This is a genomic window from Flavobacterium gyeonganense (assembly GCF_029625295.1).
GTDB lineage: Bacteria > Bacteroidota > Bacteroidia > Flavobacteriales > Flavobacteriaceae > Flavobacterium > Flavobacterium gyeonganense.
The window spans coordinates 117,437-132,202 of sequence record NZ_CP121112.1; the positions used below are offsets into that span (position 1 = coordinate 117,437).

A 14,766-nucleotide genomic window follows, 5' to 3' on the forward strand; every position below is an offset into this window, starting at 1 on the left:
TATGGAACAATTTGTAGTATCGGCTCGTAAATACCGCCCGCAGACCTTTAAGGATGTTGTGGGGCAGAAAGCCATTACAAACACTTTGCTAAATGCCATAGAAAGCAATCATCTTGCTTCTGCCCTTTTATTCACCGGACCGCGTGGTGTTGGTAAAACAACCTGCGCACGTATTCTGGCACGTAAAATAAATCAGCCTGGATATGATGACCCTAATGAAGATTTTGCTTTCAACGTTTTTGAGTTGGATGCCGCTTCAAACAACTCGGTTGATGACATTCGTAACCTAATCGATCAGGTTCGAATTCCGCCTCAAACCGGACAATATAAAGTCTATATTATTGACGAGGTTCATATGTTGTCTTCGGCTGCTTTTAATGCTTTTCTGAAAACATTAGAAGAACCTCCAAAGCATGCTATTTTTATTTTAGCGACAACAGAAAAACATAAAATCATTCCGACGATTTTATCACGCTGTCAGATATTTGATTTCAAAAGAATTACAGTAAAAGATGCCAAAGAACATCTGGCTGACGTTGCACAAAGTCAGGGAATAAGTTTTGAAGATGATGCTTTGCACATTATTGCTCAAAAAGCAGATGGTGCGATGCGTGATGCTTTATCCATTTTTGACCGCGTGGTTTCCTACTGCGGAACCAATTTAACGCGTCAGGCCGTAACAGAGAACCTGAATGTTTTAGATTACGAGACCTATGTTTCGATTACCGATTTGCTTTTAGAAAATAAAATTCCGGAACTTTTGCTGGCATACAACGATATACTTGCAAAAGGTTTTGACGGGCATCATTTTATTGCCGGTTTAGCTTCGCATTTCAGGGATTTATTAGTAAGCAAAACGCCTGCTACTTTAAGTTTGCTTGAAGTCGGCGAACAAGCACAGCAGATGTACGGCATACAGGCGCAAAAATGTTCTCAGAATTTTTTATTGCAGGGAATAGATATTGCTAACGATTGTGATTTAAAATACAAATTAAGCCAGAATCAGCGTCTCTTGGTCGAATTATGTCTGATGCAATTAGCCTCTATCAACTTTGATGGAGAAAAAAAAAGCTGAGCAATTTATAATTCCGCCCACATATTTTAAAAAAGGAGGGTATTCTATAGTTGAAAGTCCAAAATCCAAAGTCCAAAATCCTCCTGCTGAAGCTGAAATTCCAACATCTAAAATTGAAAATTCAGAAACTATAACTGAAAATACAGCTTCACAAAAAGTAGAAACAATTGCATCTCCACAAGCACAAACTCCTGTTGCTGCTCAATCTGAAGTTAGTAGTGAACCTAAAGTTTCTGCTTTTTCCCTGGCAAGTATCCGAAAGAAAAAAGAGCTGGAAGCCAATGGTAAATCTTATGTAAAACCAACTTCGGTTCTGCTTACAGAAGAATTTACTGAAACAGACATGCTATTGTACTGGAACAAATACGCACAGCGTTTAGGTGAAAAAGGTTTCAAAATCATGGAATCGTTATTATTGATTAACGACCCAAAATTAAACGGTACTGTCATCACAATTGAATTGCCGAATGAAGGTTCGAAATTAGATTTTGAAAGTCAGGTTAACGGGCTTTTAGGCTATTTAAAAGGACATTTACACAATCATGATATTACGATTGAAGTACTTGTAAATGAAACAATAGAGAATAAAAGAAGTTTTAACGATCAGGACCGATACAATCGTTTATTGGAAATCAACCCAAATATTGAACTTTTACGTTCTACATTTGGATTGGATTTGCCGTAGCAGACTATTTTTATTCCTGATTTTTATTATTGAAAAGCACAGTTACTTATTTCTTAAACCGAAATTATAAACTTTCTTTAACCATTTTTTCCTTTGCCCTTCATCAGCTGTTTTTACGATTCCGATATAACTTACTTTTACCGGTGTAACACCACAAAATTGCAGGGTACATTTTTTTAGCTGATTCACACTTGGTCTTCCATAAACCAATTGATAATACCAGCCGGGCTGATCTAAAGTGGTAATAATATGAGCTGTTTTTCCTTTTAGGAGTTTATCCCACCAAACCGAGTTTTCACGGTATTGAAATGTCATTCCGGGTAAAAATAAGCGATCGATAAACCCCTTAGTAATTGCAGGTAGGCCTCCCCACCAAACTGGATGAACCCAGACTAAATGATCGGCATTTTGGATTTTTTTCCAGGCTTCAGCTAAATCCGGTTCTAATTCGGTTCGTTTTTGATAACCAAACTGTAAATTCGGATTGAATTGCAATTCGGCAAGGGTTATGGTTTCAACCTGAGAGCCAGAATCAAGTACTCCTTTATGGTACTCATTAGCAATAGCAAAATTGAAACTTTCCGAATTGGGATGTCCGTTTATGATTAGTATTTTTTTCATTTTCTATATTTTTAAACAAAAATAATATTTACATGAAAAATCATACCGGACAAATGTCCTATAAAATCGTTTTCCGAATACGGCTTAAATGTCTTGGCGTAATTCCTAAATAAGAGGCTAAATATTGCAACGGAATTAACTTCAGGTATTTTTGGTGTTGCTGAAAAAGTTCTTCGTAGCGTTGTTTACCTGATAATTTTTGAAAGGAAATCATTCTTTTGTTCAGGTTTACGAATTCTATTTCGGTTAACTTTCTTCCGGTTTCCTGCCAGTTATAACCCGACTGGTACAATTTTTCCAAACTTTTACGACTTAAAACCTGTATTTCTGTATCGGTTAAAGCCTGAATGTTTTCCTCTGCTTTTTCTTCTGTAATAAAACTGGCAAAAGATGCCATAAATTCATTTTCGAAAGCAAAACAATTCGTAATTTCATCTCCTTTATGATTAAAGAAAAAAGAACGCAGAATTCCCTTTTTGATAAAAACAACGTCATTGCAAACCTCATTTTCTTTCTGCAAAAAATCGCCTTTTTTGAGTTTTCGAAACGTAATTAAACTATCTAAAAGGCTTAATTCATCTTCAGTAAAATTCTGAATCGACTGAAAAACAGTTTTCATGCTTAATTAATCTTTTGAATTGAAAACCTTTTCAATTCTCTTATCCGGAATAAGCCATAATAAAGCCACTGCCAGATAAGCTACACCTGAAATCCATTCAGTGTAAAAAGAAGAAACAATACCTACAACATATAAAATTGTAGAAGTAATTCCTTTAAAATCGCTTCCTATCGCTTTTGCCAGCACAGAATTTTCTCCTTCGTTAATAATGATCAGCCTTTGCAGAATGAAATAAGCAATTGCGGATAAAAACAAAACAACACCATATAAAGTCATAGATGCCTGTTCAAAATTGTGCTCTCCCATCCACCCTGTTGCAACGGGAATTAAGGATAACCAAAATAGCAAATGCATATTAGCCCAAAGAATTTTTCCATTTACTTTAGACAAACCATGAAGTAAATAATGATGGTTATTCCAATAAATACCAACATATATAAAACTAATAATATAACTCAGAAACTTAGGAATAAGTGGTTTTAAATCTGCAAACTCATGTCCATGCGGCACTTTAATTTCTAAAACCATAATGGTAATAATAATCGCTAAAACGCCATCACTAAATGCTTCAAGTCTAGTTTTGTTCATTTATAATTCTAAGTTAAATTTTACCGTAGTACATTGCTTTTACTATTCCATCAGAAAGTCCGATTTTTGGAACATAAATCTGACGTGCCCCGCTCCATTTCATTGCATTCAGATAAATACGTGTGGCATGGATGATTACATCGGCACGGTCGGAATTCAGGCCTAATTCGGCAATTCTCTGCTCATAAGTCAACGAATTTAAAAATGCATATTGTGAATTGATATAAATGTATGAAAGTGGTTTTTCCTGCTGCTTTCCGGACATTTTAAATAACTTATTAATGTTTCCACCAGAACCAATAAGGGTAACTTCCTCATAATCTTTGGTATTGGCTTTGATCCATTTTTCAATCTCATCCCAAACCACATCATGAACCATATTATTGAGCAAACGGACTGTCCCTGCTTTGAATGATCTTGAATTGATCATCTTCCCATCAGAGAAAAGCGTAAATTCAGTACTTCCGCCGCCAACATCTACAAAAAGATAAGTCTGGTCTGTTCTCAGCAAATGATGTAAATCTGTTGAAGCAATAATAGCTGCTTCTTTTTTTCCGTCTATAATTTCAATTTTTATGTCGGCTTTTTTCTTAATCAGGCCTACCACTTCTTTGGCATTATAAGCTTCCCGCATAGCAGAAGTTGCAAAGGCCATATAACGCTCTACTTTATGAACTTTCATTAAAAGGTTAAATGCTTTCATGGCATCCACCATTCTTTCTATATTTTCTTCCGAAATTTCACCAACCGTAAAAGCATCCTGCCCTAAACGTATTGGTACACGAACAAGTGAACTTTTATTAAACTGAGGCTCTTTGCCTTCCTGCTCAACAACATTCGATATGAGAAGCCTCATGGCATTCGAACCGATATCTATTGCTGCGTATTTCCTTATTTTAATCATGCTCACTTTATGATTTGAAATTTAAAATTTGTGTAATTATTAATTTGTTTTTTGGACAGCTGTTTCAGCTATTTCGATTTTATTCTGATAATATTTATAGGTTTCCAATTGTGCTCTGAAAGGAGCATGATGATTTCGGGCTTTGTATTTGTTGTCTAATTTATAAGAATGATATCTCACTTTTACATTCCCTTTCCATGCAATATTAAAATTATCTATTAATTCCTTTTTGATGGATAAATCATAAATTGGACAAGTAACTTCTACTCTTCCATCAAGATTTCTGGTCATAAAATCAGCAGAAGAAATGTATACTTCGGTTAAGCCCGCATTTCCAAAAATATATACTCTTGAATGTTCCAGATAATTATCAACGATACTGATTGCTTCAATATTTTCGCTCATGCCCGGAATTCCAGGAATCAGACAACAAATTCCTCTTACCTGCAATTGAATCTTAACTCCTGCATTACTTGCTTCATATAACTTATCAATCATTTTAAAATCAGACAAACTATTCATTTTTAACTTAATGTGAGTTTTTCTACCTGCCAGGGCATGCAAAATTTCACGGTCTATGAGTTTAATAAATTTGCTTCTCGTATAATGAGGAGATACAATGAGATGTTTGTATCTGTGTATTCTGTAATTGATATCGAAGAATTCGAAAATTTTAGAAACATCTTTTAAAATTCCCTGATGACAGGTAAAAAGCGTTACGTCAGTATAAATTTTGGCTGTAGATTCATTAAAATTTCCGGTAGAAATAAATCCGTAACGACGTGTTTTTTCGTTTTCTACTCTTTCAATAACACATATTTTACTATGGACTTTTAAGCCTTTCATTCCAAAAATAAGTTCAATCCCTTCAGTCTGCATTTGTTCTGCATACGAAATATTTGAAGCTTCATCAAAACGTGCCTGAAGTTCTATTTGAACCACTACCCTTTTACCATTTTTGGCAGCATTAATCAGAGAACTAATAATTTGTGAGTTCTTGGCCAGACGATATAAAGTAATTTTAATACTCGTTACTTTTGGATCTAAAGCTGCCTCTCGCAAAAACTTAGTCAGGTAGGAAAAAGACTGGTATGGAGCATGAACCAAATAGTCTTTTTTATTTATTTTTTCTAAAATACTTCCGTCGAGACTCAAACCCGGAACCGGCAAAGGCTCATTTGGTTTATAGAGTAAATCGTAACGCCCTAAATTTGGAAAACTCATATAATCACGGCGGTTATGGTATCTTCCGCCCGGAATAATACTATCTGTTTCTACGATTTTCATTTTCTCTAAAAAGAAATGCAGCGTATCATCTTCAATCTGGCTGTCGTAGATAAAACGAACCGGTTCCCCTATTCGGCGGTCTTTTACAGATGAAGCAATTTTTTCAAGCATACTTTTACTCAAATCGCTGTCAATATCTAATTGAGCATCACGTGTAATTTTGATCATGTGTGCCGAAACACTTTTAAAATCAAATATATTGAAGATGCTTTTTAGTTTATAGCGAATAACATCATCGATTAGAATCACATATTGTTTTTCGTCTTCTGAAGGAAGAACAACAAACCTGTTTATGTTTTTAGGAATTTCAATTAAAGCATACCGAATCTCATCATTTGCCAGTTCTAAACGCACAGCCAGATAACCCAAAGTATCTTTGAGAACCGGAAAAACGGCTAGGTCATTCAAAATAATCGTTACCAGTTCCGGACTTAACTTTTGCATGTAAAAGTCCTTTAAGAAAGCTTCCTGTTTTGGGCTGATCTGATCTTCCGTTATAATAAAAATATTTTCAGTTTCAAGTTCGGCTTCTATATTCCCTAAAATACGCAAACTTTCAGATTGCTGCTGAATAACAATTTCTGTAATATCTTTAATTAACTGATGTGCAGAAATACCGCCTAAATATTTTTCGCCTGAAATACCTGAAAGGCTCAGTCTCCGTATTGCAGCATATCGAACTCTAAAAATTCATCTAAGTTGTTTGAAAAAATTCCAACAAAACGCAGTCTGTCTAAAAGCGGAACCGTATTATCACCGGCTTCCTGAAGTACTCTTGCATTAAACGCTAACCAGCTTTTTTCTCTGTCGATATATTTCTGTTCGTGCACGTTATTTATTTTAAATCTTTGGGGAAAATAGTTTTATGGGTTTTGCCTTTATCAATCGTATCCCAGCTTTCTGAATCGAATTGCAGTGATACGAAACCTGAAGTTGGAACATTTTCTATAAAAACATCCCCAAATTTATTAACAAAATTTGTAATAGCCTCGTTATGTCCAAAAAGAATAACGCTTTCTAAACTATTATCACATGATTTGATAACTTTTTCAAGATGTCTTTCATCAAAAGTATACAATTCGTCTTTGAATAAAATACTTTCTAATGGGTAGGATAAATTTTGGGCAAAAATTATGGCCGTTTCTGAAGCTCTGGCTGCAGTACTGCTCCAGATTGTATAGGTTTTAGGGAGAAATTCCGCAATGACACCTGAAACGCTGTGGGCATCTAAAATACCTCTTTTCATTAAAGGTCTGTCAAAATCTTTCAGAGGAGCTTCCCAACTGGATTTTGCATGTCTTATTAAAATTAAATTTTTCATAAACAAGGATATTTTTAAGTATAGATACCAGGAATAATTCAATTCCTAATTTACAAAAGATATTTTAATAGCCTATGATTTTTTTATTCTGTTAACATTTAAGAATAATTATTAGCCCAAACAAAATGCGGGATAAATTGTTTATTAAAAAAGCGCTGTTGATCTCTTAAAACAATCACTTAATTGATATTTCTAAAAAAACAAAAAAACATCATAAAAAATTGATATATAATAAATTATACAAATAAATAATTTTTAAAACCATTAAAAAAACTAAAAAAATCACTTTTTAACTTGTTATAATTCTATTAAAAAAAGAAATTTTAGAATACATATTTAACAAAAAATATGCACTTAAACGTTTTTTCAGGTTAGTCACAGATAAAGAAAACATAATTTAACCAATGTATATAACTTTGATTCATAGATTTAATGTTAAAATTTTGAGATTATCATAATACCACTTTTCCGCCTTTATTAAATCTAAAACGCACTTTAACTGAATAACCCAAAAAATTCATTAAAAGGCAAGAAGTCCAAAAACATTTTAATCCTAACTTAATAAAATTAGAGATTATGGAAATCATTACTTATTTTTTTACATTCAAAAATATTAGAAACGTTTTCATAACGTTCATGCTAATATTTATTACAAAAGGCTATTCTCAAAATACATTTGATGGAGATTATTGCCCGGGCCCCAATACAGTTGGTGATGAATATGCAAATGGCACTGTTTACAGCAAGCTATTATTAGCCAATCCTTCTTCAACGTGTCAAATTGGAACGATTCACGCTAAAGTTGACACTCAAAATCAAGTATTAAGATTAGGAATGGACATTGGTAATGGTGGTTCAGCTCTTTTTAGATTGTACTTAGATACCAATAATGATCCTTTAACCGGATTAACATCAGACTCATTTGGAGGTACCATCAGTGTAGGTGGTGCTGAATATATCTTAGAGATTAATTCTAACGGAAATGGTTTTACTTTATATACCGGAAATGGAAATGTTAAAACTCAAACTAACGTTATCCCTCCAGGCCTTGCTGCGCAGTCTGGTAACGCAAATTGTAATTCTGGTGCTACCTTTTTAGAGTTTAATATTCCTTTTGGAAGTTTAGGAATTAATATTTGTGATCCAAATAACCCTGGTATAATCAATATTACAAAATTAGCATCTGTTAGTGGGAACTCACCTAATTCAAGTCAATGTATTAATACCCCGCTTACTTTTGGAATTCCACTAAAAGGAACAGTTGGACCAAACGCGACTATTTGTTCAGGGGCTAGCATCGCTTTAACAATAACCGGTCTCAATGCTAATTCTACTGTAAGTAAGTGGCAATCATCTGTTGCTCCATTTTCAGTTTGGGTAGATATTCCTAATACTGCAGGTTTAACAGCTTATAATACAGCTAATTTAACAGAAACTACAAAATTCAGAGCAATATTTTCTAATTCAGGTTTATGCTCTGGAAATGCTATTGCTACAAGTGAAGCAACTGTAACGGTAAATACTCCTACTGGTTGTTCTATTGCTGGTACTTCCGGTCCTGTATGTTTGTCTTCTTCTAATGTTTATACGGCTCCAGCCAATATGACTACTTATGCGTGGTCTTTGCCTTCAGCAACTGCAAATGGTGCTACAATCACATCTGCTTCAAATGCACAAGACGTAACTGTTTTAGCTGGTTCCACTTGCAATACAACGTTTAAATTATTATTAACTACTACTTTAAACGGATGCAGTTCTACTTGTGAAAAAATAGTTACTGTTAACGACACAACGGCTCCAATCTGGACAACTAATACAAATGCCTTAAATGTGACTTTACAATGCAGTGATCTTTCTGCCTTGGCAACAGCTCAGGCTCAGGCTCCCGTAGCTACTGATAATTGTGGAGGAACCATAACCTATACCAAAACAAGCGGAAGCTTTACAGTAGGTTCTTGTACCAACTCCGGAACTTACACGAATACATGGGTTGCCAAAGATGTTTGTAACAATTCATCGACAACTTTCACTCAGGTAATCACCATTCAGGATACCACAGCTCCAATGTGGACAACTGCTGCTAATGCTTTGAATGTAACTCTTGAATGTAGTGATCTTTCTGCCTTGGCAACAGCTCAGGCTCAGGCTCCCGTAGCTACTGATAATTGTGGAGGAACCATAACCTATACCAAAACAAGCGGAAGCTTTACAGCAGGTTCTTGTACCAACTCCGGAACTTACACGAATACATGGGTTGCCAAAGATGTTTGTAACAACTCATCAACAACTTTCACTCAGGTAATCACCATTCAGGATACCACAGCTCCAATTTGGACAACTGCTGCTAATGCTTTAAATGTAACTCTTGAATGTAGTGATCTTTCTGCCTTGGCAACAGCTCAGGCTCCGGCTCCCGTAGCAACTGATAATTGTGGAGGAACCATAACCTATACCAAAACAAGTGGAAGCTTTATGGCAGGTTCTTGTACCAACTCCGGAACTTACACGAATACATGGGTTGCCAAAGATGTTTGTAACAACTCATCAACAACTTTCACTCAGGTAATCACTATTCAGGATACCACAGCTCCAATATGGACAACTGCTGCTAATGCTTTGAATGTGACTCTTGAATGTAGTAATCTTTCTGCCTTGGCAACAGCTCAGGCTCAGACTCCCGTAGCTACTGATAATTGTGGAGGAACCATAACCTATACCAAAACAAGCGGAGAATTACAAAAAGGAAACTGTGGAAGTACAGGAACTTATACCAATACCTGGGAAGCAAAAGATATTTGCCAAAATACTTCTACTATTTTTACACAAGTAATAACCATCGAAGATAATGCAGCACCAACATGGATTACACAAGCAGGTACTTTAAATGTTACTTTACAATGTAGCGACGCCTCTGGATTACTAGCCGCTCAAAATCAGGCTCCAGCTGCAACTGCAAATTGTACTATAGTTACTTATATTAAAACCAGTGGCGAATTCACAGCTTCTCAAAGCTGTGCCAATGCAGGAACTTATACCAATAGCTGGATTGCAAAAGATGATTGTGGAAATGTTACGGATAGTTTTATTCAAGTGATTACCATCGAAGACACCACTGCGCCAACCTGGACAACAGAAATCAATTCTTTGAATATGACACTTCAGTGCAGTGATCTTTCAGGTTTAGCAAACGCGCAGGCAATGTTCCCTGTAGCTTCTGACCTTTGTGATGCCGATGTGTCCAATATCGTAAAAGTTAGCGGTCAGTTCATCGCTGCTGAAGGATGCGCAAATGCAGGAACCTATACCAACACCTGGACCGTGAAAGACGATTGCGGCAATACTTCTGAGACTTTCACGCAAGTGATAACCATCGAAGACACCACTGCGCCAACCTGGACAACTGAAACAGCTTCTTTAAATGTGACTTTACAATGCAGCGATCTTTCAGGTTTAGCAAACGCGCAGGCAATGTTCCCTGTAGCTTCTGATCTTTGTGATGCCGATGTGTCCAATATCGTAAAAGTTAGCGGTCAGTTCATCGCTGCTGAAGGATGCGCAAATGCAGGAACCTATACCAATACATGGACTGTAAAAGACGATTGCGGCAATACTTCCGAGACTTTCACTCAAATAATAACAATCGAAGACACCACTGCGCCAACCTGGACAACTGAAACAGCTTCTTTGAATATAACCCTTCAGTGCAGTGATCTTTCAGGTTTGGCAAACGCGCAGGCAATGTTTCCTGTAGCTTCTGACCTTTGTGATGCCGATGTGTCCAATATCGTAAAAGTTAGCGGTCAGTTCATCGCTGCTGAAGGATGCGCAAATGCAGGAACCTATACCAACACCTGGACCGTAAAAGACGATTGCGGCAATACTTCTGAGACTTTCACTCAAATAATAACAATCGAAGACACCACTGCGCCAACCTGGACAACTGAAACAGCTTCTTTGAATATAACCCTTCAGTGCAGTGATCTTTCAGGTTTGGCAAACGCGCAGGCAATGTTCCCTGTAGCTTCTGATCTTTGTGATGCCGATGTGTCCAATATCGTAAAAGTTAGCGGTCAGTTCATCGCTGCTGAAGGATGCGCAAATGCAGGAACCTATACCAATACATGGACTGTAAAAGACGATTGCGGCAATACTTCTGAGACTTTCACGCAAGTGATAACCATCGAAGACACCACTGCGCCAACCTGGTCAACTGAAACAGCTTCTTTAAATGTGACTTTACAATGCAGCGATCTTTCAGGTTTAGCAAACGCGCAGGCAATGTTCCCTGTAGCTTCTGACCTTTGTGATGCCGATGTGTCCAATATCGTAAAAGTTAGCGGTCAGTTCATCGCTGCTGAAGGATGCGCAAATGCAGGAACCTATACCAACACCTGGACCGTGAAAGACGATTGCGGCAATACTTCCGAGACTTTCACGCAAGTGATAACCATCGAAGACACCACTGCGCCAACCTGGACAACTGAAACAGCTTCTTTGAATATAACCCTTCAGTGCAGTGATCTTTCAGGTTTGGCAAACGCGCAGGCAATGTTCCCTGTAGCTTCTGACCTTTGTGATGCCGATGTGTCCAATATCGTAAAAGTTAGCGGTCAGTTCATCGCTGCTGAAGGATGCGCAAATGCAGGAACCTATACCAACACCTGGACCGTGAAAGACGATTGCGGCAATACTTCTGAGACTTTCACGCAAGTGATAACCATCGAAGACACCACTGCGCCAACCTGGTCAACTGAAACAGCTTCTTTAAATGTGACTTTACAATGCAGCGATCTTTCAGGTTTAGCAAACGCGCAGGCAATGTTCCCTGTAGCTTCTGACCTTTGTGATGCCGATGTGTCCAATATCGTAAAAGTTAGCGGTCAGTTCATCGCTGCTGAAGGATGCGCAAATGCAGGAACCTATACCAATACATGGACTGTAAAAGACGATTGCGGCAATACTTCCGAGACTTTCACTCAAATAATAACAATCGAAGACACCACTGCGCCAACCTGGACAACTGAAACAGCTTCTTTGAATATAACCCTTCAGTGCAGTGATCTTTCAGGTTTGGCAAACGCGCAGGCAATGTTCCCTGTAGCTTCTGACCTTTGTGATGCCGATGTGTCCAATATCGTAAAAGTTAGCGGTCAGTTCATCGCTGCTGAAGGATGCACAAATGCAGGAACCTATACCAACACCTGGACCGTGAAAGACGATTGCGGCAATACTTCTGAGACTTTCACGCAAGTGATTACTCTGGAAGATACAATGGTGCCAATGTTTACAGGAAATCTTCCTACAGATATTACAGTTTCCTGCGATGCAGTCCCTGAACCAGCAACATTACAAGTCTCAGATAATTGTAGTAGTAATTTACCAGTTGTCTTTTCTGAAACAAAAAGTAATATTCAAAATGAATGCCCAAGCAACTACACGTTAACACGTATATGGTCAACAAGTGACTGCAGCGGAAATACTGCTTCACATTTTCAAATTATAACTGTAAGAGATACAACTGCACCTACAGGAACCGCACCTGCAAGTGTAGCTGGTTTACAAAGTATTGCCAACATACCCGCCGGAAGCCCACAAGATATAACAGATGCAGCAGATAATTGCAGCGAAAGCGTAAACATCTCGATAACTGATTCGAATAATGGAGGAAGCGGCTGTGATGGAAATGCTTATATCTTAACCAGAACCTATGCCTTAACAGATTGTGCAGGCAACAAAACTGAACTGGTACAAACCTTTACTGTCGAAAATAAAATTTCAGTAACGGGGACAGCTTCAAATGTTACCTGCTTTGAAGGCAGTAATGGCTCTATTTTAGTGACTAGCAGCCCAGGTTCTGTAGTTGTCATAAGAAATCAAAACAATGAAGTGGTAGGTAATACTAATTTACGCGCCGGAGTCTACACACTCACAGCAACATCATCGGTGAACAATAACAACCAGATTTGTTCAGCAACAGCTACTGTGACCATCACACAACCTGAAAATGTTATTGTCAACCTTAACAGTGATGCCTGTAATGCTGATTCATCACCACTAAACCTTTCCAATTTATTGCCTGAAGGCATTTCCAGAACAGGAATCTGGACAGATAAAAGCGGTACTAATGCATTACAGGGAAATATACTTACTGTTTTTGGTCTTACATTAGGCAGTTATACTTTTGAATATAAGACCACTAACGAAGATTGTCCAAGAAGTGTCTCATTAAATTTACTCGTAAATGATGACTGCAGAGTACTAGCATGCGAGAATGTATTAGTTCATAATGCTTTCTCTCCTAATGGTGACGGTATCAATGATTTTTTCAAAATTGACAATATTGATCAGACTACATGCTATCCTGAAAACACTGTAGAAATTTATAATCGCTGGGGAATACTGGTATTTGAAACTACAAATTATAACAATACCACCAACGCTTTTGACGGAACTTCCAGAGGCAGAACAACCATCAAGCAATCTGAAGGACTACCTACAGGAACATACTTTTATATCATTAATTACAAGTCATTAGACGGTAATAATGTACTGCAGTCTAATAGAAAAGACGGTTTTCTTTATTTGTCTAAATAAACACTATTTGTAATTCGGTGTAAGGAGTTTACACCGAATTATAAAATAATAAAAATCCTTGTTTGAGTAAGTGAATATCAGGGCTTATTGTTAAGGATTTTATTGATAAAAATCATTAGTAATAATTGCAAAAAAAATAGCTACTATGAGAACAAAATTATTTTCCTTCGCTTTTATGTTCGTATCCATGGTAAGTTTTGCACAGCAAGATGCTCAATTTACGCAATACATGTACAACACCATAAACATCAACCCTGCCTATGCAGGTTCACGTGGAGCTTTAAGTGTTTTCGGCTTATACCGCACGCAGTGGGTTGGACTCGATGGTGCTCCGAAAACAGGCTGTTTATCAGTCAACACACCAATAAACAACAGTAATTTAGGTATAGGCGGGTCTTTGGTCAATGACAAAATTGGCCCTACAAATGAAACCAACTTTTCTGTTGATATTTCTTATACCGTACAGACATCGGCTGATTTTAAATTGTCTTTTGGTATTAAAGGAACAGCAAACATGTTCAATCTAGATGTTAATAAACTGAATCCGGATGTTGCTGGAGATCCCCAATTTCAGGATTTTAACAATAAACTCTCTCCTAACATAGGTACCGGAGTTTACTGGCATTCGGATAAAGCTTATCTGGGTTTATCCGTACCTAATTTTATCGAAACAAATCGTTTCAATGATAATGATATTGTTATTTATAGAGATAAGATCAATTATTACTTTATGGCCGGATATGTTTTTGACCTTGATAAATACCAGTATATAAGATTTAAACCAGCCTTATTAACCAAAATGGTAGAAGGAGCCCCACTACAAGTAGATGTATCAGCCAATTTTATGTTTATTGACAAATTTGTAGTGGGTGTTGCTTACCGTTGGAGTGCTTCATTAAGCGCTATGGTTGGATTTCAGATTTCTGAAGGTCTTTATCTCGGATATGGTTACGATCGTGAAACCACGAATTTAAACAATTATAATTCTGGGTCGCATGAAATATTCCTGCGCTATGAATTCTTTACTAAAAATGGTAAAATAACAACTCCTCGTTTCTTCTAAAAATAGTTA

The 14,766-nt window shown here is 37.0% G+C and carries 9 protein-coding genes and 1 pseudogene; 4 read left to right on the forward strand and 6 right to left on the reverse strand.

The annotated features are described in order from the left end of the window. The first annotated feature begins 1 nt into the window (after position 1). Both dnaX and P5P89_RS00480 read left to right on the forward strand, forming a co-directional pair. Complete coding sequence (gene dnaX / locus P5P89_RS00475; protein ID WP_278010256.1) at positions 2-1,075, forward strand: DNA polymerase III subunit gamma/tau; 1,074 nt, start codon at positions 2-4, stop codon at positions 1,073-1,075. Continuing rightward, positions 1,056-1,760: a DNA polymerase III subunit gamma/tau gene (locus P5P89_RS00480; RefSeq protein WP_278010257.1), complete on the forward strand. Its 705-nt coding sequence runs from the start codon at positions 1,056-1,058 to the stop codon at positions 1,758-1,760. Before dnaX ends, P5P89_RS00480 begins: the two co-directional genes overlap by 20 nt. Positions 1,761-1,802: 42 nt before the next feature. On the opposite strand, the gene P5P89_RS00485 is transcribed toward P5P89_RS00480, so the two are convergent. From P5P89_RS00485 to P5P89_RS00510, 6 genes and pseudogenes are all read right to left on the reverse strand, one after another. After that, complete coding sequence (locus P5P89_RS00485) at positions 1,803-2,381, reverse strand: NAD(P)H-dependent oxidoreductase (RefSeq protein ID WP_278010258.1); 579 nt, start codon at positions 2,379-2,381, stop codon at positions 1,803-1,805. A gap of 58 nt (positions 2,382-2,439) precedes the next feature. Beyond that, positions 2,440-3,000, reverse strand: coding sequence for a Crp/Fnr family transcriptional regulator (locus P5P89_RS00490; RefSeq protein ID WP_278010259.1), 561 nt, complete (start codon positions 2,998-3,000; stop codon positions 2,440-2,442). A gap of 6 nt (positions 3,001-3,006) precedes the next feature. Continuing rightward, a complete protein-coding gene (locus tag P5P89_RS00495) occupies positions 3,007-3,588 on the reverse strand; it encodes a TMEM175 family protein (protein ID WP_278010260.1) in 582 nt (193 codons plus the stop codon). Positions 3,589-3,601: 13 nt separating this feature from the next. Next, the gene (locus P5P89_RS00500) at positions 3,602-4,492 is read right to left on the reverse strand and encodes a Ppx/GppA phosphatase family protein (protein ID WP_278010261.1); all 891 of its coding nucleotides are present in this window, start codon (positions 4,490-4,492) and stop codon (positions 3,602-3,604) included. Between the two features lie 39 nt (positions 4,493-4,531). After that, positions 4,532-6,609: pseudogene (gene ppk1 / locus P5P89_RS00505) on the reverse strand (polyphosphate kinase 1). Positions 6,610-6,614: 5 nt separating this feature from the next. After that, positions 6,615-7,100, reverse strand: a complete 486-nt coding sequence (locus P5P89_RS00510; RefSeq protein ID WP_278010262.1) for a SixA phosphatase family protein — start codon at positions 7,098-7,100, stop codon at positions 6,615-6,617. A 576-nt stretch (positions 7,101-7,676) separates the two neighbouring features. Here P5P89_RS00510 and P5P89_RS00515 point away from each other — a divergent pair. Continuing rightward, a complete protein-coding gene (locus P5P89_RS00515; RefSeq protein ID WP_278010263.1) occupies positions 7,677-13,694 on the forward strand; it encodes an HYR-like domain-containing protein in 6,018 nt (2,005 codons plus the stop codon). Positions 13,695-13,839: 145 nt separating this feature from the next. Then, positions 13,840-14,757 carry a PorP/SprF family type IX secretion system membrane protein gene (locus tag P5P89_RS00520; RefSeq protein ID WP_278010264.1) on the forward strand — a complete coding sequence of 306 codons (918 nt, stop codon included), beginning with the start codon at positions 13,840-13,842 and terminating at the stop codon, positions 14,755-14,757. The last annotated feature ends 9 nt before the right edge of the window (positions 14,758-14,766 follow it).

What these genes read in the sequence shown, in the direction of transcription:
- dnaX (WP_278010256.1), top strand. Translation starts at nt 2, where the DNA reads ATGGAACAATTTGTAGTATCGGCTCGTAAATACCGCCCGCAGACCTTT.
- P5P89_RS00480 (WP_278010257.1), top strand. Translation starts at nt 1,056, where the DNA reads ATGGAGAAAAAAAAAGCTGAGCAATTTATAATTCCGCCCACATATTTT.
- P5P89_RS00485 (WP_278010258.1), bottom strand. Translation starts at nt 2,381, where the DNA reads ATGAAAAAAATACTAATCATAAACGGACATCCCAATTCGGAAAGTTTC.
- P5P89_RS00490 (WP_278010259.1), bottom strand. Translation starts at nt 3,000, where the DNA reads ATGAAAACTGTTTTTCAGTCGATTCAGAATTTTACTGAAGATGAATTA.
- P5P89_RS00495 (WP_278010260.1), bottom strand. Translation starts at nt 3,588, where the DNA reads ATGAACAAAACTAGACTTGAAGCATTTAGTGATGGCGTTTTAGCGATT.
- P5P89_RS00500 (WP_278010261.1), bottom strand. Translation starts at nt 4,492, where the DNA reads ATGATTAAAATAAGGAAATACGCAGCAATAGATATCGGTTCGAATGCC.
- P5P89_RS00510 (WP_278010262.1), bottom strand. Translation starts at nt 7,100, where the DNA reads ATGAAAAATTTAATTTTAATAAGACATGCAAAATCCAGTTGGGAAGCT.
- P5P89_RS00515 (WP_278010263.1), top strand. Translation starts at nt 7,677, where the DNA reads ATGGAAATCATTACTTATTTTTTTACATTCAAAAATATTAGAAACGTT.
- P5P89_RS00520 (WP_278010264.1), top strand. Translation starts at nt 13,840, where the DNA reads ATGAGAACAAAATTATTTTCCTTCGCTTTTATGTTCGTATCCATGGTA.